The sequence below is a fragment of the Croceibacterium selenioxidans genome, from assembly GCF_018599195.1.
GTDB lineage: Bacteria > Pseudomonadota > Alphaproteobacteria > Sphingomonadales > Sphingomonadaceae > Croceibacterium_A > Croceibacterium_A selenioxidans.
Genome location: NZ_JAHFVK010000002.1, coordinates 1,401,139 through 1,421,172, shown reverse-complemented (window position 1 = coordinate 1,421,172; position 20,034 = coordinate 1,401,139). Strand labels below are relative to the sequence as shown.

The window sequence follows — 20,034 nt, the reverse complement described above, 5'->3', positions numbered from 1 at the left end:
GGTTTGAAGCCGATTGTCCCGACCGAAGAGGATTAGGGGTGACGGCCTCGGGGAGGGAAAAATGATGGCAAACAGGCGTGCTTCAATGTGCAAGGCCCGGTGGGGCGGCCCGGTCGGAATTAGTGTTGCGAGCGCGCTCGCACTGGCGATTTCGGCGCCTGCGCTAGCCCAGGATTCCGCCCCAGAGGCTGACGCAGACTCGAGCGCCGATAACACCATCGTGGTTACGGGTATTCGGGCTTCGCTTCAGCGCAACCTTGACGCAAAACGCGATGCCCCGGGCGTGATCGACGTGATCTCCTCGGAAGAGATCGGCAACTTTCCCGATTCTAACGTCGCCGCATCGCTCCAACGCTTGCCTGGCGTGTCAATTCAGCGCGACGGCATGAGAGGCGAAGCGAACGGAGTGACCATTCGCGGCTTCGGCGGCGATTTCAACGAGACCCTCGTCGACGGGCGGCGCCTTTCAACGGCGACGGGCGGGCGCTCTATCGACTTCAGCACCGTCGGTTCCGACTTCATCGGCGCCCTCACCGTGTACAAGACGCCCGACGTGTCGGTGGCGGCGAACTCGATCGGGGCGACGATCAACATCTCCTATCCGCGCCCGCTTGATCGCCCCGGCTTCCACGTCGCTGCGACCGCATCAGCCTCGATACAGCAGGATGCGGGCAAGATCGTCCCGTCCGGGGGCCTGTTGATCAGCGATACTTTCGCCGATGACAGCTTCGGCGTGCTCGCCAGCGTGATCTACACCCGGCACGACACGGAGACGAACAATGTCTTCGTTCACGGCTTTCCCGGCGGATATTATGCGCCTTGCCAGTTGGAAGGCAGCACCGCGGCCACTTGTAGCCCTACCGACGACGTGACCGCGCCGGCCTCGCAGCAGCGGACCGTCGTCGGCTTCTTCGAGCAGCAATACGGCGCACAACAGAGCTTCACCAAGGACGAGCGCGTCGACGCCCGACTGGCGCTGCAATGGCAGCCATCCGATGACCTGCTCGTCACCCTCGACAACAACTATTCCGACCAGAGGGTCAACTCGGAGACGTTCGGATTCGGGATCTGGTTCAACCAGGGGTCGCTCCGTGACGTCGTGCTCGACGACAACGGCGTTCCGCTCGACTTCACGCAAGCCGGCTCGCAGACCGACTTCACTGCAGGCACCGACAGCAACCTGCGCCGCACCAACATGACGGGTCTCAACGTCGCCTGGCAGTCGACGGACAACCTCTCATTCGAAGTTGACGGCAGCTATTCGAAGAGCTGGCTCAACCCCGACGATCGCGTGAATTCGCTCGGCGCCGACATCGGCTACGGCTTCGCAATCGGCCCGTCGCTAGGGATTTCGATCGACGGAAGCAGCAAAAACACCATTCCGGTCCTGCACAGCTATGGACCGAACGGAGACGCGTCACGCTGGACCGATCCGGCCGTGATCGGCTCGCACGTTACGGTCAACATCGCCAACAAGAACACCGACGAGATCCTGCAAGGCCGCTTCGTTGGGCAATGGGAGCAGGACGACCTGACGCTTCGTTTCGGGGGCAGCTACCTCGACGACACTTTCAAATTCGACAGCGCGAATACGTTCGCCAACAACTTCTGGCAGGCCTATTCTGGATACGGGCCCTCGTCGGGCACGACGGGCGGGGTTCCTATCCCGCCGAGCCTTTACCAGGGGCTGGTGCGAACCGACAACTTCATCCCGGGGTTCAATGGCGCCTTGCCGCCTACTCTGATCGACTTCAACGCGATCGACTACCAAGCTTACCTGACCAGCCTCGGCAATCCGCAGACGACCACGATACCGGGCTACAATTACGGTTGTTGCGGAACCGCGTTTACCGGCACGTTCGACGTCGCCCAGGACGTGGGAAGCGTTCGCGACATCAACGAGCGGACTTGGGCGCTGTTCTTGTCGGGCAGGTTCACGACCGAAGTCGCGGGGATGCCCCTTACCTTTACCGCCGGCGTCCGGCAGGAAAGCACGAAGGTAAAGTCGACGGGCATCGGCAGATTGCCCATTTCGATCACGCCAAGCACGACCGACCCCACGCTCCTCACCGTCAATTTCGGGGATTCGCAGGAGGTCACCACCAAGACCGACTACAGCTATCTTCTGCCGGCGTTGGATGTGAAACTCGAAGTAATGCAGGATGTCGTCCTGCGGTTCGACGTATCACGCACGCTTACCCGCCCGACGCTCAACCTGCTTACGCCAGTGCTCAACATAGGCAGCGGTCAGCGCGTGGGCGCCTTGACGGCGAACGGCGGAAACCCCTCGCTGCGGCCGTACCTGGCGGATAACTTCGATCTCGCGGGGGAATGGTACTACGCACCTAACTCATACTTTGCCGTCAACCTGTTCCTCAAGAATGTGTCCAACTTCATTGTTCAGGGGACGCAGCGGCAGACGATCAATGACGTGATCGATCCTTCGACCGGCCAACCGGCTCAGTTCAGCGTATCGCAACGCGTAAATGGACCAGATGCTACGGTACGCGGTGTCGAAATCGCGCTGCAGCACACGTTCGGCGACAGCGGGTTCGGCTTCATTGCCAACGCGACCTTCGTCAACACCAACAAACCCTACGACCCGAACGACATCAGCCAGAGCGGGTTTGCCGTTACCGGGCTTGCGAATTCGGCCAACTTGGTGGGCTTCTACGACAAGAACGGGTTTGAATTCAGGGCCGCGCTCAACTGGCGGGATGAATATCTGCTCGGCTTCGGGCAGGTCCAGAACACGGGTGCGTTCGGCGCCGAGCCCACGTTCGTCAACGCGAGCACGCAGATCGATCTCAGCGCGAGCTATGACGTAACCGAAAGCGTCAGCCTCTTCGCCGAAGCGCTCAATATCACCAACGAAGTGCAGAGCACGCACGGCCGTTTCGACAACATGCTGCTCGACGTCTTCGCTTACGGGCGGCGCTTCACGGGCGGCGTCCGGTATCGTTTCTAGATCCTCCCCTGCCGGGGTTGTCTCCACGGCAACCCCGGGCTTTATGGCTGTCCGATGAAGCCGATCAAGAACATCGTAATCGTAGGCGGCGGCACGGCCGGCTGGCTGACTGCCGGAGTCATCGCCGCAAAACACCTCTCGCGACGGGAAGGGGGCTTCTCGGTCACGTTGGTCGAGTCGCCCAACACTCCCATAATCGGGGTGGGAGAAGGGACGTGGCCGACCTTGCGCACGACCCTTGCCAAGATCGGCGTTTCGGAGACCGACTTCTTCCGCGAGTGCGACAGCGCCTTCAAGCAAGGAGCCTACTTCGCCCGCTGGACCACGGGCGAGCCGGACGACGGATACTATCATCCCCTGGTCTTGCCGCAGGCGTTCTCTCGCTTGAACATGGTGCCTCATTGGCTTGCGCGGGGCGGCACGGACAGCTTCTGCGATGCCGTGTGTCCTCAGGGCCGGATCTGCGATGAGGGGCTGGCGCCCAAGACGATAACGACACCCGAATTCGAAGCCCTGGCGAACTACGCTTACCATCTTGATGCGGGCAAGTTTGCCGGGTTCCTCCAGCGCCATTGTACCCAGAAGCTGGGCGTCCGCCACATTCTGGCCGACGTTCGGTCGGTCGACCTGGCCGAGGATGGTGACATACACAGTGTCGTGACAGAGCAGGCAGGCCCCATCGAAGGCGATCTGTTCGTGGATTGCTCCGGGTTCAGGTCTCTCCTCCTGGGAGAGGCGCTCGGGGTGCCGTTCAAGGATTGCAGCGACGTGTTGTTCTGCGACACCGCCCTTGCGATCCAGGTACCTTACGAAAGCGAGAACAGTCCCATCGTCCCGCACACGGTGTCGACGGCCCAATCGTCCGGCTGGATCTGGGATGTGGGCCTCCCCACGCGGCGGGGCGTCGGCCACGTGTTCTCCAGTCATCACATTTCCGATGAGATGGCGGAGCGTGAATTGCGCGCTTACCTCGGCGCGGCGGGCGCTGACCTTCCGGTGCGCAAGATTCCGATCCGTTCCGGGTACCGTGAGACCTTTTGGAAACGGAACTGCGTGGCCGTCGGCCTGGCCGCCGGTTTTCTCGAGCCGCTCGAGTCATCGGCGATCGTTCTTATCGAACTGTCAGCAAAGCTCATCGCCGAGCAGATGCCGGCCTGCCGAGAAGTGATGGACGTCGTAGGCAAGCGGTTCAATGCCACGACCCACTACCGGTGGGGACGGATCATCGACTTCCTGAAGCTGCATTATGTGCTCAGCAAACGCACCGACAGCGCCTTCTGGCGTGACAACCGGCGCCAGGAATCCATCCCAGAGCGGTTGCAGGAGCTTCTGCTGCTGTGGACGTACCAAGCGCCCTGGTTCCATGACGAATTCGACCGGGTCGAGGAGGTCTTTCCGCCCGCGAGTTACCAGTACGTGCTCTATGGCATGGGTTTTCGGACCAAGGTCGAGCCCGAGTCGTTGAGCGCGGAGACGCAACTGGCGGAACGGGCGTTGCGAGAGAACTCCGCGCAGACAGAACGGCTCTGCAGCGGACTTCCCCGCCATCGCGACCTTATCAACAAGATCCGCGAACATGGCCTCCAGCCGATCTGAGTTCGCAGTCGAAGCATTCTTATCGCGCAAGCGCTGGCAGAACGCCCGGCTTGGGCTGATCATCGGTGCCACGCTGATGGCGGTTCCGGCCACTGCCGCCGCTTCGCTGCCGCCGGCTGTGGACATCCCCGACCTGGAGCGAGGGGATAGGCCTGACTCCGAAGCCGCCTTCGCCAGCGTTGAAATCCATCCGCGGCCGGAGCCGGTACCCGTGGTGTTACACGTATCGCCCAAGGGCTCGACAAAGGCGGATGGCAGTGCGGACCAGCCCTTTTCGATAGAGCAGGCCCAGCAGGCCGTACGGGAGATGGCCGGGACGTCTTCCGTGAGGATCGAGCTCGCCGACGGAACTTACTTCCTGCCACGCCCCTTGCGTTTTTCTTCGCTCGATGGTGGCCGCGACGGACATTTCGTCGAATGGCGAGCGGCCGAGGGCGCCCAACCGGTCATCTCAGGTGGGACGCTAATCACCGGCTGGCGCCTGCTCGATCAAGCGCGGAACATCTGGTCCGCCGAGCTGCCCAGCGGGCTCGATCCGCGCCAACTGTGGGTCGGCGACAAGGCCGCGCATCGCGCTGCGGTAGAGGCCCCCCGTTCATCGTTCTCCTTTCACGATTGGGGTATCCGGATCGTCGATCCAGACTGGGCCTTCCTGGCCGACTTGCCAGGTAAGGATCGCCTGGAGATCGAAAACACCGGATTTTTCACCGACCGTCGCGCCGTAGTGGAACGGATCGAGGGCGACCGGATCATTCTGCGGGAGCCCGGTTGGCGCAATAACATCATCGGTTATGACACCTTCGCTCGCCCCGTCTCGGGCGACCGTGCGCGGCTCTTCATCGCGAATTCCGCAGCCTTCCTGCGGCATCCTGGTGACTGGTTCGCCGACCCGGTGAAGGAATTGATCTACTACATCCCGCGTGACGGAGAAGACATGTTGCGCGTGGCGACGGTAGCGCCGCGCCTCGAATACCTCTTGTCGATCGCAGGTAGTCATGACGACCCCGTCAGCGACCTGCGTTTCGTGGGTCTGTCATTTCGTCACAGTGGATGGCGCGGGCCTTCCGGCCCGGAGGGATACGTCAGCCAGCAGAGCGGAGCCTATCTGGCCGGCACCATTGAGGGATATCCCGAGGACCCGATCCGCGATTGCAGCTGGGGTTGCCGTGCGTTCGAGCGGATGCGCAACAAGTGGCGCCAACAACCGGCGGCAGTCCAGGTGGCGGCCGCCCGGCGCATCACTTTCAAGGCGAACAGCTTCTCGAATATCGGTCAAGTTGCACTCGGAATCGGTAACAACGCCGATGCCAATGCCGCCGGGGTCGGCCTGGGCGTGCAGTCGGCCGAAATCACCGAGAATGTCTTTCAAGACCTATCCGGGGGCGCGATCATGGTGGGAGGGATCACTCCCGACGCACATCATCCGCCCACACCGGAGATGGCCGTCCGCGATATCGTAATCCGCGACAACACGGTGCGCTCAGTTTCTCAGGACTATCGCGAGCAGGCTGCGATCCTGGTGACCTATGCCAGCGCTCCCATCATCATTCACAACGAGGTTTTCGACACGCCTTACGACGGGATCGATGTGGGTTGGGGCTGGGGCATCAACGATCCAGGCGGGAACACGGACTACATGAGCTGGCAGCGCGGGTACTACGACCAGCCCGGCAATCTCGTTTACGACACACCCACGATCTTGCGCGACGCGGTGATCGTGGCGAACCGAGTCCACGGGGTCAAACGATGGTTTCCCGATGGCGGCGCCATCTACCACCTATCGGCGGATCCTGGCGCGCTGATCGCCGAAAACCACGTGTTCGACGTGCCCGGCGGCATCGGCGTGTATCTGGACGAGGGCTCTCGATACGTAACGGTACGCGAGAACGTGTTCGACGGCGTCGGCCTGTGGGTCAACCTCAACGCCCTGGACGGCGCCTGGCCGCGGCGTACCGCGATGGATAACGCAGCCCGAGGTAACTGGTACAACTCCGGCAAGGCCAACGGTAACTGGAGCGACTACGGCAATAACCGGTTGATCGATAACTCCGAGGTGCCGGACGGAAACTGGCCGGAGCGGGCACGGGCCATCATCGAAAACGCGGGGCCGCGCAGGGCCCCCAAGCCGACCCCTTGAGGATGCGGCGCGTCAGGCCGCGTGTCGGCAAAAGGAAAGAGGATGATCGAATGCTAAAGATCCGTTTGCGTTCAGGCTCGACCGCGCTGGCGTTGGCATCGGTCCTCATTTGGGCGGTCGGCGCTGGACCAGGCGAGCCACTTCATGCGCAGTCGGTGAGCGAGGTCACAACTGTCCGTGATCAGGCCGACGAACGTGCCGCGCAGATAGTGTCGCAGCTGACGCTCGAAGAGAAACTGCCGCAGTTGCTGAATACGGCTCCCGCGATCCCCCGGCTCGACATCCCGGCCTATAACTGGTGGACCGAATCCCTGCACGGCGCGATGGGGGCGCTTCCAACCACGAACTTCCCCGAACCGATCGGGCTTGCCGCAACTTTCGACGCCCCGCTGGTCAAGGATGTGGCCCGGGCCATCAGCACCGAAGTGCGGGGCCTGCATGCGTTGGCCCGGCAGACCGGCCGGATGGGCCGCATCGGCACGGGTCTGGATACCTGGTCGCCCAACCTGAACATTTTCCGCGACCCGCGCTGGGGACGGGGACAAGAGACCTACGGCGAGGATCCGTTCCTCACGGCGCGCCTGGGTGTCGCTTTCGTTGAAGGGATGCAGGGCGACAACCCCGCACTCCCGGATGTGGTGGCGACGCCCAAGCACTTCGCGGTGCATAGCGGACCGGAGTCCACGCGGCATCACGCCAACGTCTTCGTTTCCCGCCATGATCTGGAGGACACCTACCTTCCCGCATTCCGCGCCGCGATCGTCGAGGGGCGGGCCGGCTCGGTCATGTGTGCTTACAATCGGGTCGATGGACAGCCAGCCTGCGCCAGCGACGACCTGCTCGAAGACATCCTGCGCGGGGCCTGGAAGTTCGACGGATACGTCGTCTCCGATTGTGACGCGGTGCGCGACATTCACACCCAGCACAAATTCGCCCCGGACGCGGCCGCCGCCGTAGCCGCGGCGCTGCGTCTGGGCGTGGATCTAGAGTGCCATACCGCGACTTTGTCCGATACGGCCGGGCTCGAAGACCGTTATCGCGAGGCACTGGAGCGCGGCCTGATCACCGAAGCAGACGTGGACCGTGCCTTGGTGCGACTGTTCTCGGCTCGCCTGCGCAACGGCGACTTGCCCGGCGTCCGCGAACCGAGCGTGGGCGCCCCCTCGCCGGCCTCCTTCGAGAGGCCCGAACACGCGATCACCGCATTGACGGCAGCGGAAGAAAGCCTTGTCCTGCTCAAGAATGATGGCGTGCTGCCGCTGCGCACCGATGGGCTCAAGATTGCCGTGATCGGTCCCTTCGGCGACGCGACCCGCGTGCTGCGGGGGAACTACTCCGGGACCATCTCGGCCCCACCCATCTCGGTGGTCGAAGGACTGCGCTCGGTCATGCCGAAGGCGCAGGTGACTCAAGTCCCGTTCGGTGAAAGCTTCACCGACGGCGACCCGGTGCCCGAATCCGCGTTGCAGGACGAGGACGGCCAGCCGGGACTTACGGCTCGCTACTACAACGCGCTCGGATATCCGCCGCGTCTGTTCGGTCCTGGGGAGCTAGAGGCGTTCAGGCAGCAAGTCCGCTACGCGCAAGAACCCATCGTGACGAGGCGGGAGCGCAGCGTCGACGGGCGAAGCCTCGACCTAGGTGAAGTCTCAGACCATCATCGCGTGGTCTGGTCGGGCTACCTCGTCCCACCCGAAACGGGCCTCTATCGGCTCGGCCTGGCGGGGTTTCAGACCGGTAGCCTGTCGTTCCAAGGCAAGCCTTTCGTCGATCTCAAGGGCGTCCCATGGGGCAGCTTGCCCACGCTTCGGACAGTCCACCTGGAGAAAGGGCAACGCTATCCGATCGAAGTCATGGGGGTGTCCGAAACAGGCAACGCCGGCGTCGGTCTAGCCTGGAAGCGGATCAGCGCGGATCCCGTTGCAGCGCTGCACCAGATGGCCGCTGACGCCGACGTGATCGTTGCGGTGATGGGGCTGACCTCCGACCTTGAAGCGGAGGAATCCCCGGTAGCTATTCCCGGGTTCGCGAGAGGCGACAAGACCACGCTGGACATTCCGGCCGACCAACAGGCCTTGCTCGAAGCCGCCCAAGCGATGGGCAAGCCCCTGGTCCTCGTCGCGATGAATGGCAGCCCGATTAACCTGGCGTGGGCGAAGGACAAGGCGGACGCGATCATCGAGGCGTGGTATCCCGGCCAAGCGGGCGGTCTGGCTATCGCTAACGTGCTAACCGGCAAGGCCAATCCCTCGGGAAAGTTGCCCCTCACGTTCAATCAGAGCCTCGACCAGCTACCGCCCTTTGACGACTATCGCATGACAGGGCGCACCTATCGTTATTACGAAGGTGAGGCGGTGTATCCCTTCGGTCACGGGCTCAGCTACACGACATTCGCCTTTGGCCCGGTCACCGTCACGCCGGCCGCCGGAGGGGCGATGAACGGCGCGCGTGTCGAGGCGGAGCTGCGAAACACGGGTGACCGCCCGGGAGACGAAGTCGCGCAACTGTACCTCACATTCCCCTCTCTGCCGGGCGTGCCGAACATTGCGCTGCGCGACTTTCAACGTGTGCGCCTCGCGCCAGGAGAGTCCAGGCGAGTAAGCTTTGATCTCTCGCCACGCGATCTCAGCGCTGTGGATCCCGAGGGCGTGCGTCGCGTCATGGCAGGGGATTACCGGGTCTTTGTCGGCTCCGGCCAGCCCGAGACCGGCGCACCCGTTTCAGCAGGTGCGTTCCACGTCGAGCAGGCGGTCGAATTGCCGCGCTGATCAGCGAGATTCTACATGGAGATCAGGGCCGGAAAGGCGGAGGGCGCGGCCGGGTTCAAGCCAAACGACCCGGCTCTGCGCGCCCAGTGTCACCCGACGTTCGCCCGCAATGCCTGAGGTCAGGGTAGCGTGGCGGAGCTCCCCTTCGCGCCAGGCGAGGTCGACCTGGCAGGCTCCCCTCACGCGCAGACCGAGGACCCGGCCCTTGGGCCACGCGGTGGGAAGCGCGGGAAGCAGAAGAATGTCCTCGCCGTGACTTTGCACCAGCATTTCCGCCATCGCGGTCAAGCCGCCGAAATTGCCATCGATCTGAAACGGAGGATGGGAATCGAACATGTTGGGATAGGTCCGCGACGGACCCAGCAGGAATTGCAGGATGCGGTGTGCGCGATCGCCTTCCCGCAGCCGCGCCCACAACGCGATGCGCCAAGCGGTGGCCCAGCCCGTGGCTTCATCTCCGCGCATTTCCAGCGACTTGCGCGCCGCGCGCGCAAGCTCCGGGGTCGTGTCCGGATGGATCTGGTCGCTGGGGAATAGCGCGTAAAGATGCGACACGTGACGGTGATCCAGTTCGGGCGCCTGCGCGTCCCAGTCCTGCTGCCATTCTTGCAACTGGCCTTGCGCTCCGACCCTGTCGGGGGCGAGCCGTTCGCGTTCTGCCAGGAGCTCCGCGGCAAAGTCGGCGTCGATGTCGAGCAGCCGAGCCGCGCTGGCGGTCTGCGCGAAGAGGTCCCGCAGGATCTGCTGGTCTACTGCAGGGCCGGCGCAGACCGAGGCCCCCTTCGGATGGACGTTCTCGGGCGAGATCGACGGGCTCGTCACCAAATACCCAGTGACCGGATCGGTCTGCAGCGTGTCCACGAAGAACAGCGCCGCACCCCGCATCAACGGATAGACGGAGCGCAAGAGTTCGAGGTCGCGCGTGTAATCGTAAAAGTCCCACAGATGCGTGCAAAGCCAGGCCCCTCCGGTTGGCCACAATCCCCATTGCGCGCCGTCGATCGGCGCTGTCGCCCGCCACAGGTCGGTGTTGTGATGGGCCACCCAGCCCCGCGCGCCGTACATCGTCTTTGCCGTGCGAGCGCCCGTCACCGCGAGGTCCCGCACCAACTCGACCAGCGGCTCGGCGCACTCGGACAAGGCGGCCATGTGCGCTGGCCAGTAGTTCATTTCGGTGTTGATATTGATGGTATATTTGGAGCCCCAAGGTGGATCGGCATGCTCGTTCCAGATTCCCTGCAGGTTGGCGGGCTGGCTGCCGGGACGCGAGGAAGCGATCAACAGATAGCGCCCATAGTTGAAATAGAGTGCCGCCAACGCCGGATCGTGACTGGCCTGGTTCATGACAAGCCGCTCGTCGGTGGGAGACGTTGGAGTCTGGGCCGGCCCGAGATCCAGCGACATCCTCCTGAACAGGCGCCGGTGGGCAAGCTTCGTGTCTCGCACGAGTTGCGCAAAGCCGAGGGGCTCGGCCGCTGCGATCCGGGTCTGGGTTGCTTGCAGAGGATCGCCCGAGACATCGTCGAAACGGCGATAGCTGGTGGCCATGGCGATCAAGACAGTGACCTCGTGCGCTCCCTTAAGCACTACCCGATCGCCATCGGCCCGCAGAGTTCCCCCCCGAGGCAATACCTTGACCCGCGCCGCGAATGTAAGGGCCCCTTCGACACCGTGCGAGGCGCCGTTGCGGCCTGCGAGCAAGAGTTCGCCGCCGGCGACCGTAAGCTTGGCTTCGTGCGGCGACTTGATCGCGATGGCGCAGGATAGCGCCGCGGGCCGATTGGCAGACAGATGCAGGGCGATCACTTGATGATCGGGTGAGACAATGACGTCGCGACGGTAACCGATGCCCCCGAGTACGAACCGGGTCGAAGCCATCGCCGCATCGATATCGAGCTCGCGGCAATAGGAGCTCCAGTCCGGCTCCCCTTGACCGGCCATCGTCAAGGTCAGGTTTCCGAGCACCTGATAGGCCATCTGGGATAACGGCCTGGCCATGACCTGCTCGTCGGCCAGCGCTTGAGCTCGGGCGAATTCCCCCTGTTCGATCAGCCGGCGCACTTCGGAAAGCGCTGCGTGCGCCTTCGGATTTACCGGGTCATAGGGTCCACCGCTCCAAAGCGTGTCTTCGTTCAGCTGGAGACGTTCCTCGGCCACGCCGCCGAATACCATCGCGCCGATCCTGCCGTTTCCGACCGGCAGCGCTTGTTCCCAGGTCGCTGCGGGCTGCCGGTACCACAGCCGCGTGGAAGCGCTGTCCGTCTTTGCAGCGCCCGCGTTGGATATCCCGCCCGCGGCGTCCGCCACCGCGAGTGCCGCCGACCCCACGATAAACCCGCGCCGTGAACACCTGGGATCGAGACCCGATGTCGGCCCAGGCACGAAAGGGTCTGCCATTCGGTTGGTTCGCCTTCTTGCGATTATGTCGGAGTAATACCCGCGTTACGCCGGGCGGGAAAGGGGCCTGCGTCAGACGCGACTGCTGACGGCTCGATACGAAACGACCTCGGCGCACTTATCAATTGGCAATAAACGCTCTATTCCGAAAGCGTGTCAGCTAGGCAACGATCAAAGGGGTATGATGACCGAAACCGTGAAGCCCGACACTGCGAGCGACCCTGGGGTCTTGTCGACACCCACGACGGCCGGGCGGGGCTCCGGCAGGCGGTTGCGCGGTGCGATTGCTCACTATCTCGGAACAGCGATCGTCTCGGGTCGCATCCAGCCCGGTGCGCGCCTGACCGGCGAGGTCGCGAACTCCGAGGCCCTGAATGTGTCTCGTGGAGCCTACCGAGAGGCGGTCCAGGTGCTGACCGCGAAGGGCCTTGTCGCCAGCAAGCCCAAGGATGGCACACGGGTCTTGCCTCGGAGCAACTGGAATCTCCTCGATCCGATGGTCCTGGCCTGGGCTTTCGCCGGGGAACCCGATCCCGGCTTCGTCCGCGACCTGTTTGAGCTGCGAGCCGTAGTGGAGCCTGCGGTCGCGCGTATGGCGGCCGAGAGGCGCGACAAGGACGACATTCGAAAGATGAAGAGGGCGCTAACCGGGATGCGGCGGCACACCTTGGCGACCGAGGCAGGCCGGGCAGCCGACCGCGAATTCCACGACGCGCTGCTCCGCGCCGCGCACAACGAGGTCATGATGTCCCTGGCCGCGAGCATAACTTCGGCCGTAAACTGGACGACCATCTACAAGCAGCGATCACGAGCCCTGCCGCGCGATCCTGTTCCCGACCACGTGCGGGTGTTCGATGCGATCGTCGAGGGTGACGGCGAGAAAGCCGTGAAGGCGATGCAGACGCTCGTCGACCTTGCGCACGAGGACACGACCGCCGCGATGGAGGACGACGATCACCGTCGGATTTGAGGCTTGGGTGCGACGCTCGAACTTAAGAAGTTCGGCGGCTAGATGATGTCCGATCAACCGCGCCGAGTATCGCCCTTACAACTCAATCGTGATTTTCACGCTATCTACGGCGACGCCCGCCGCTGCCGCAATCCGTTGTTTTGCTGAGCGGATGAGGCCGTCGAGCGTCCTGGCGTTGTCGGGATCAACCTGATCCCGCTCGCTGAAAAGCGGGGCTCCGTCGTCTTCGGGAAGAAGTTCCCGTTCCGAGACGTCAAGCGCTCGAGCCAAAGCGAGCAGGTTCTTGCGACGGGGCGACACCCGTCCGGTCTCCCAAGCCCATAAGCTCGGCGCGCTGAGGCCGGCTCTCTCGGCCAAGGCGGTCCGGCTCAAACCCCGGCGACGGCGCAAATCCAGCAGGCGATCGGCCAGCATCTGGCGCGAAGTCGCGTCATCGGCTTCGTCGAGCGGGTGCGCTTCCAGCGAAGAGGGACTGCGCAACAGGGCCGCGCTCAGGACCGCTTTTCGAAGCGGCTGATCCAGGCGGCAACCCGAAATCCTCCCACTGGTCCAGACGACTGTCGCCCCAACCTGACCCGCTTCCGGCAGGTCGACCGCAATCCGCTGGTCGAGCGACAGCTCCTCGGTGGTTTCGATCAGGATGCCGGTTGCGGACAGATTGTGGATCAGTGCAGTCGTCTGACCGCCCTGCTCGAAGGAGCCCGAGACTTCCAGCTGCAATCGAACACGATGCGCGCCTCGAACTGGAGACGCGGCCTGCGGCTCAACGGGAGTGCGATTGGGCATAACCGAGCCCTCGCAGCGCTTGGTTGATGAATAGTTAAACGAACCCGGTCTCCGTCCTTTTTTGTGAGAGCGCGGGCAGGTCCGTGATTTCTTTGCGAATCTACAATGTACCGATGAAGAAGTCGAGAGTCCTCGATGCCCTTGAGCCGTTCATTAAAGTTAGTGAAACGAGTCCCTTCTCATTAAGATTCTTAACTTCAGCGTCTCGATTCAGGACGGATAGGTCTGCGAGGGACCCGCTGCACGACAGCTATTAACCATTAGCAGCCGCGGAACTCCTTGGATTACCAGCATTGCCTCCGTCGCAGAAGACTGCCTCAAAACCGTACAACTCGATTTTGGGACTACCCGTCGCAACTTAATGATGTACTAACTTTTTTTCATTGAGGGGGTTGAGTCGTAAGGGCTCTCCCATAGTTGAGAGGTCGTTGGGGCAGCGTTTGCGCAGCCCTGGCGTATGGGGTGGAGGGGTCAGTGCGGTTCCTGCTTATGGCGCTTGTCGCAACGGCGTTTGCGACGCCGGCAAGTGCGGACGAAATCCAGAACGTGCGTTCACTCGATGTCGCGGTAAACGGCTCGATCCGTGAGCATTGCGCGATGGGCAGTGTGGCCGACATGGACTTCGGTAACATCGAGCGCCGCGGCCTTGGATTCCAGACCCAGGTCGCGTTCGACTGCAACGTTCCCTTCACGATGACGATCAAAGGGGCGCAGGGCGCTCTCACTCATACGACGATGCCGAATGGCCAGGGCCCGTTCGGCGGCAAGCTGCCCTACTCGCTCGCGGTACAGATGCCCGTTCGGTATCCCGCGACCCAGGTCGTCAGCAAGACTTTCGGCAGCCAGCAGCTTCAGGCTGGCGGCATCATTTCCAGCAACGGCGGCATCGCCACGGACGGAATGGTCCTGGCGGTTCAGCTCGGCACGCCTTCGGGCGAAGCGGGCCTGCTCGCCGGAGAATACGCGGAGACGATTACGATCACCGTCTCCCCCATCTGACTGGAATCATGAATTCGGTCGCGGACCCATCCGCGGACGTAACCCCGGGGGAGCAGGCACCGATGCCCTCCCGGTCCCCACTACTACGGTGCAGATATCCCGCCGTTACCCTCGAAAGTGGGTGCGGCAACAACAGAGGAAAGTAAGCTATGAAGACGATCCTTAGCGGCGCTGTTGCCGCCATCGCCCTCGTCGGTATCGCCGCTCCGGCTGCCGCCCAGACTGCTGAACTGCACTATGCTGGCGGCATTGTCTCGCCGCTGACCAACCCGACCGGCCTTGGACTGCTCGGCGCGGCAGCCAACGAAGGCGCGATCCTGGCCGGCATCGGCACGCGCTACACCGCGCTTGGCGGTTCGCTCTCGGGCGACACCACCCCGGCGACGACCCGCGTCGACGTTGAATTCACCCTCAAGGGCAAGGTCAACAAGGACTGCTCGTTCTACGCCGGCAACACCGCCAGCGCGCGGACCATCGACCTGGGCGTCATCGGCGTTCAGACCGGCAACAACGTGAACGTCCAGTCGGCGTTCGAAATGGTTGCTCCGGCCGGCGCGCTCATCGACACGCTGACCGCTGGTTGCAACACCAACAACGTCGTCGAGATCAACAAGAACGACATCCGCGGCCTCGTGAACAACAACCCGGGTGGTTATGACACCAACCAGTTCCAGGCGAACATCCCGTACAGCGTCGAAGCCAGCTGGAACGGTGTTGCCCTGAACGCCCAGACCACCGGCACGACCCAGTCGCTGACCGTCGACACCGCTTCGAACGCTGCTCAGAAGCAGCAGGGCGCGTGGCGCTCGGCCATGTCGATCGACATCGTCGTCCCGACCGTGACCAACAAGGGCCTGGTCGCCGGTAACTACGAAGGCAAGACCACGATCACGCTGCGCGCGATCTAAGGTTCAACCTTAAGTTCGGAGAAAGGGGGAAGAGCAATCTTTCCCCTTTCTTCACGAACGCACCCTAATTTGCCGTCATTGGGTAGTGGGCAGGATACCATGACAGTGTTGAAGATGTTGAAGAGCCGCGCTTGCGCGCTCGCGGCGGCTCTTGCCGCTTTTGCCGCGCTGAGTTCACCCGCGGCAGCGATGCGCGTTTCGCCGATGGTAGTCGAAATGGAAACGCGCGGCACCGATGCCATCGCGCGTGTCGAGGTCCAGAACATTAACCAGGGCAACCTGGCGTTCGAGACCCGGGTCTTCCTCATGAACATCGACGAGAACGGAAACATCGTCGAAACCCCCGCTGACGACAAGTTCCTGATCTTCCCGCCGCAAGGCGTCCTGCCGGCAGGTGGCCGTCAGGTCATTCGCCTGCAATGGGTCGGAGAGCCCGACCTTGCGGCGTCCGAAGCCTACTATGTGTCGGTCCAGCAATTGCCGGTGTCGTTCGAACCGAACTCGACCGAGGGCGTCGCGGCGCAAGTGCAATTGCTTTACAACATGCGCGCTCTGGTCGTGGTCGCTCCTCCCGGGGCCAAGCCAAACGTAAGCGCGACCTCTGTTCACCAGCTCAATTACCAGCCGCCCGCCGCGCCGGGCACCGATGCCCTCCCGCCGATGCAGGATGGCGTCGAGATTACCCTGAAAAACGAAGGCCGCCGTCACGCGATGATGTCGAACTTCGGCTGGCGCCTCGAAGGCCTGGATACCAACGGCCAGCAGCTCCGCGTCGACATCTCGCCTGAAGAACTTAACCAGGCCGTGGGCACCGGCTATGTGCCCGCGCTCGGTGAGCGCACCTTCCGCGTCCCGGTTCCCGGCTTCGGCCAAGGCCCGATCTCACTGTCGTTCATCCAGTGAGACTCGGTTACGTCCTTTGTTCGGTCGCGCTACCGGCCCTATGGGCCGGGACCGCCTTTGCGCAGGCCCCGATCCCGCTGCCCCAGCGATCGAGCGCCGTAACGCAAGGCGCTCCGGCGACGATCCCGCTGCCCGGACATGAGCCGGTGCCCGCTCCCGCTTCAACGCCACTGATGCCTCAAGTGCCGATCGGACCTCACGGCCGCCCGGACATCAATCCCTACGACCGCGACATCGACATGACGGTGCCGCTCACGTTCCAGAGTCGCAGCTTGGGCGAAATCCCGATGCGACTCACGGCCGATGACCGCTTCCTGCTGGACTCTGAGACCTTCGTTCGTTTGATGCGGCCGATCCTCAATGACCCGGCCCATCAGACCCTGTCTGCCCGACTGCAAAACCTGCGGACTTTCGGTCCCGCGGATCTGGAGGGCGCCGGCGTGGAGCTCACCTACGATCCCAGCTCGCTGGCGGTCGTAGTGGTCGAAGTCTCGCCCGAGCAGCGCGCGATCCAGAACCTGTTCGCACCGCCCCAGGAAGACCGGAACGACGTCACGGTTCAGCCGGCAGACTTCTCCGCCTACCTCAACCTCAACGCGATCCAGTCCTATATTTGGGAGGACGGCGACACCAATCCGCCCACGATCAATTTCGACGGCGCGATGCGCTTCGGGAACGTGGTCTTCGAGGGCGATGCACAGTTCAGCCAACAGTTCGAGGACGCGGGCGAGAAGTACGAGTTCGAGCGTAACTATGCCCGCGTGGTCTACGACGAGCCGGAAGATTACCGACGTTGGATGGTGGGCGATCTCGATCCAGAGATCCGCGGTCAGCAATCATACGTCCAGATGGGCGGCGTCGGCGTGCTCCGCCAGCAGCGCCGGTTCAACACGTTCCGTTCGGCGATTTTGCAGGCCAACCGTCAATTGGTGCTGCAGCGGGAATCGACCGTTCGCTTCATTCGTAACGGCGCGCTCTATCGCGAAATGCGCTTGCAGCCTGGCCGCTACGATTTCAGCTCGTTGCCCCTCATCGCAGGCAGCAATGACATCGATATCCAGATCGAGGACAATACCGGCAGCCTCCAAAGCCTGTCCTTCCAGCAGTATCTTGATCCGATCGACCTCGATCCGGGTGACTACGAATACGGCGCCTTCCTGGGCCCGACGAACAGGAACTTCAGCACGGCACCCGACTACAAGGGGCCGGTCGCCTTCACGGGCTTTTTCCGCAAGGCATTCTTGAACAAGCCGGCACTTGGCGTCGGGCTGCAGTTGAGCGAGGACGTGCAGACGCTCAACGGGCAGGGCCAATTCGTGCTTGGCAACGGCGGCCGCATTCTTCTCGATGTGGCCGGAAGCAACTCGGAAACTGCCGACCAGGGCTTCGCCGGTGGCGTGAGCTACGAACAGTTCATGGATCGGGGAGGCCTGGCGGACAACTTTTCGTTACGCGCGGATTACGTCTCTTCCGGCTTTGCAACGCTGGGAAATCCGGAAGCGATCAACACGACCTCGTTCTCGTTTTCCTCTCAGTACACGCGGCAATTCAGCTTCCGCTTTCTCGCAACCGCGACCGCCTCGTACCTCAAGGGTCGCGATGCAGTGGGCGACAGCTATCGGATCGGGGCGAGCGGATACTATCGCCTCAACGACCGCTGGACGTTCCGCGCGGGAGCCGACTACGCCAAGTTCCCGTCAGCCTTCTCGGGGAGCGACGGCTTCAGCGTCAACGTTGGGCTGATTTTCCAGCCCGACTACCGGCGCCGGGCTGAGGCACGGTACGAAAGCCGCGACAACCTGGGCGAGCTTTCGTACAATCAGAGCGGCCTCAACGAGATCAACAGCCTTGGCTTCGGTGGCGTGGTCGCCCATCAGGACGACAGCGTCCGGGCGCAAGGCTATGCCTCCTATTCCGCCAATCGCTTCGACGCGGCGATCAGCCATGCGACTTACGGTCCGAGCTTCTCGAACTTCTCGGACGTCAACGCCACCTCCGTTCGCGTCGGCACGACCCTGGCCTTTGCCGACGGCGAATTCGGTATCGGCCGCCGGATCAACGACAGCTTCATGCTGCTTCATCCGCACGAAAACCTTGGCAAACGCAGTGTCGTGGCCGGCCAATCCCTGGCCGAGAACAACTTTATCGGCCGCAGTGGCGCACTCGGAGCAGCAGTGAACAATTTCCTCGCATCTTACGTCGTCCAGTCGGTCCAATACGACGTGGAGGACCCGCCGACCGGATACGACACCGGGCCGGGCGTGCTGCGAGTCAACCCGCCGTACAAGAGCGGCTACGTCTACAAGGTCGGGACCGATGCGTTCGTCAGCGCGATGGGTACGCTCGTCACCGCGCCGGATCGGCCGGTCGCGCTAATCGGCGGGCGGGTCACCCTGCTCGACGTGAAGGAAGGCGACACGCCCGAGCCGACGCCGTTCTTCACCAATTCGGTTGGACGCTTCGCCATTGCGAACCTGCTGCCCGGCCGACGTTATCTTGTGGAAACCTATGGCCCCAATGGTACTATCGACCGGAGCTTCGAATTCTCCGTACCGAGCGATACCGACGGCCTCGTCAATCTCGGCACCGTACAGCCGGGTTTGGCCAACTAGGAGACAAGCAATGCTCCGTCCCGTTTTATTCCTGGCCGCGGCCGCACTCGCTACGCCGGTGCTTGCAAAGGACAACCCCGGCTCCCCGGCGGAAACCGGCTGCATCGTTCGCATGAACGCCGTGCCCTCGGCCTGGATGATCCAGGGCTATGATCCGTTCGGCGGCTCCGTGCCGGAAGGCACGTTTGGCGTCACCTTCATGAATGAGGGTTCGGAAGATTGCCGCTTCACGCCGCACTTTGAGCTGAACCAGCCGCCTTTCGGCCTGTCGAAGGGAACGGGCAAACCGATCCAGTACGCGCTTCTCAATCTCACCGACACCGCGGACGTGACGCCGCGCGCCGGGCGTTCGCTGCGCAATTCCTCGCAGCGCGACATGGTTCTCGGCGCGAATCAGACGCGTACGGTCTTGTTCAAGCTGGTCGCGGACCCTGACGACGTGCGCGACGCAGGGACTTTCACGCAGGACGTGACGCTCGAGGCGCAAGACGATAACTTCAGGGCGCTGGCCGGCGCCCGGCTTGTCCTCGGCATCAACGTCCTTCCTTCCGCCCGCCTCGGGCTCGCCGGTGCCTATGCGATGCAGGACGGGCACGCGGTGGTCGACCTGGGCGAACTGAGGACCGGTGTCGCTCCCGTTCCGCTCCAGCTTCGGGTCAACAGCACGGGCCGTTACGACGTCAGTGTCAGTTCCGCCAACTCAGGCCGTCTGCGTCTCGGATCGAGCGAGTGGTACGTGCCGTACTCGGTCGCCATCGGAGGCAATTCCGTGAATCTCCTGGGCCCCAGTACGATTGCTGGCTCGCCGGAATCGGGCTTCCGCCGGGAGGCTCTGCCGATCCAGTTCGTGATCGGCGACGTCTCCAACCGCCGGGCCGGCACTTACAGCGATGTACTCTCTATTTCCGTTACGGCGAGATAAATTCCAGACAAATGGAAGTCATCCAGAGAACTCCCGATTGCCTGTTAACCGCAACTTAGCTATCGCCA

Annotated in this window: 12 protein-coding genes; 10 read left to right on the top strand and 2 right to left on the bottom strand. The window is 62.9% G+C overall.

Annotation, left to right across the window (positions count from 1 at the left end):
• Window positions 1-85: 85 nt before the first annotated feature.
• Genes KK137_RS15655 through KK137_RS15640 form a run of 4 tightly spaced genes read left to right on the top strand, consistent with a single transcriptional unit; the run spans window position 86 to window position 9,469 of the window.
• Window positions 86-2,968, top strand: coding sequence for a TonB-dependent receptor (locus tag KK137_RS15655; protein ID WP_214537444.1), 2,883 nt, complete (start codon window positions 86-88; stop codon window positions 2,966-2,968).
• A 54-nt stretch (window positions 2,969-3,022) separates the two neighbouring features.
• On the top strand, window positions 3,023-4,564 hold the full coding sequence (locus KK137_RS15650) for a tryptophan halogenase family protein (protein WP_214537443.1): 1,542 nt from the start codon (window positions 3,023-3,025) through the stop codon (window positions 4,562-4,564).
• Complete coding sequence (locus tag KK137_RS15645; RefSeq protein WP_250893877.1) at window positions 4,545-6,701, top strand: right-handed parallel beta-helix repeat-containing protein; 2,157 nt, start codon at window positions 4,545-4,547, stop codon at window positions 6,699-6,701. The genes KK137_RS15650 and KK137_RS15645 overlap by 20 nt, the downstream gene beginning before the upstream one ends.
• 50 nt (window positions 6,702-6,751) lie before the next feature.
• A complete protein-coding gene (locus KK137_RS15640; RefSeq protein ID WP_214537442.1) occupies window positions 6,752-9,469 on the top strand; it encodes a glycoside hydrolase family 3 protein in 2,718 nt (905 codons plus the stop codon).
• Here the strand turns inward: KK137_RS15640 and KK137_RS15635 are convergent, their stop codons facing one another.
• Entirely contained in the window at window positions 9,470-11,866 is a 2,397-nt protein-coding gene (locus KK137_RS15635; RefSeq protein WP_214537441.1) for a glycoside hydrolase family 95 protein, read from the bottom strand.
• Between the two features lie 184 nt (window positions 11,867-12,050).
• Between KK137_RS15635 and KK137_RS15630 the strand changes: the two genes are divergently transcribed.
• Window positions 12,051-12,836, top strand: a complete 786-nt coding sequence (locus KK137_RS15630) for a FadR/GntR family transcriptional regulator (RefSeq protein WP_420829330.1) — start codon at window positions 12,051-12,053, stop codon at window positions 12,834-12,836.
• Between the two features lie 75 nt (window positions 12,837-12,911).
• Here KK137_RS15630 and KK137_RS15625 read toward each other — a convergent pair whose 3' ends face one another.
• Window positions 12,912-13,622, bottom strand: a complete 711-nt coding sequence (locus KK137_RS15625; RefSeq protein ID WP_214537439.1) for a helix-turn-helix domain-containing protein — start codon at window positions 13,620-13,622, stop codon at window positions 12,912-12,914.
• Between the two features lie 474 nt (window positions 13,623-14,096).
• Here KK137_RS15625 and KK137_RS15620 point away from each other — a divergent pair, with 474 nt between their 5' ends.
• The 5 genes from KK137_RS15620 (at window position 14,097) to KK137_RS16700 (ending at window position 19,966) form a co-directional block, all read left to right on the top strand.
• Window positions 14,097-14,621, top strand: coding sequence for a hypothetical protein (locus tag KK137_RS15620; protein ID WP_214537438.1), 525 nt, complete (start codon window positions 14,097-14,099; stop codon window positions 14,619-14,621).
• A gap of 149 nt (window positions 14,622-14,770) precedes the next feature.
• Window positions 14,771-15,529 (top strand): hypothetical protein, encoded by a 759-nt coding sequence (locus KK137_RS15615; RefSeq protein WP_214537437.1) that lies wholly within the window; start codon window positions 14,771-14,773, stop codon window positions 15,527-15,529.
• A 99-nt stretch (window positions 15,530-15,628) separates the two neighbouring features.
• A complete protein-coding gene (locus tag KK137_RS15610) occupies window positions 15,629-16,432 on the top strand; it encodes a fimbrial biogenesis chaperone (protein ID WP_214537436.1) in 804 nt (267 codons plus the stop codon).
• 173 nt (window positions 16,433-16,605) lie between these two features.
• A complete protein-coding gene (locus KK137_RS15605) occupies window positions 16,606-19,044 on the top strand; it encodes a fimbria/pilus outer membrane usher protein (RefSeq protein WP_250893876.1) in 2,439 nt (812 codons plus the stop codon).
• Between the two features lie 10 nt (window positions 19,045-19,054).
• Complete coding sequence (locus KK137_RS16700; protein WP_250893875.1) at window positions 19,055-19,966, top strand: hypothetical protein; 912 nt, start codon at window positions 19,055-19,057, stop codon at window positions 19,964-19,966.
• Window positions 19,967-20,034: the final 68 nt, after the last annotated feature.

Coding starts and splice junctions, on each gene's coding strand:
- KK137_RS15655 (WP_214537444.1), top strand. CDS start 86: ATGTGCAAGGCCCGGTGGGGCGGCCCGGTCGGAATTAGTGTTGCGAGC.
- KK137_RS15650 (WP_214537443.1), top strand. CDS start 3,023: ATGAAGCCGATCAAGAACATCGTAATCGTAGGCGGCGGCACGGCCGGC.
- KK137_RS15645 (WP_250893877.1), top strand. CDS start 4,545: ATGGCCTCCAGCCGATCTGAGTTCGCAGTCGAAGCATTCTTATCGCGC.
- KK137_RS15640 (WP_214537442.1), top strand. CDS start 6,752: ATGCTAAAGATCCGTTTGCGTTCAGGCTCGACCGCGCTGGCGTTGGCA.
- KK137_RS15635 (WP_214537441.1), bottom strand. CDS start 11,866: ATGGCAGACCCTTTCGTGCCTGGGCCGACATCGGGTCTCGATCCCAGG.
- KK137_RS15630 (WP_420829330.1), top strand. CDS start 12,051: ATGACCGAAACCGTGAAGCCCGACACTGCGAGCGACCCTGGGGTCTTG.
- KK137_RS15625 (WP_214537439.1), bottom strand. CDS start 13,622: ATGCCCAATCGCACTCCCGTTGAGCCGCAGGCCGCGTCTCCAGTTCGA.
- KK137_RS15615 (WP_214537437.1), top strand. CDS start 14,771: ATGAAGACGATCCTTAGCGGCGCTGTTGCCGCCATCGCCCTCGTCGGT.
- KK137_RS15610 (WP_214537436.1), top strand. CDS start 15,629: ATGACAGTGTTGAAGATGTTGAAGAGCCGCGCTTGCGCGCTCGCGGCG.
- KK137_RS15605 (WP_250893876.1), top strand. CDS start 16,606: ATGCCTCAAGTGCCGATCGGACCTCACGGCCGCCCGGACATCAATCCC.
- KK137_RS16700 (WP_250893875.1), top strand. CDS start 19,055: ATGCTCCGTCCCGTTTTATTCCTGGCCGCGGCCGCACTCGCTACGCCG.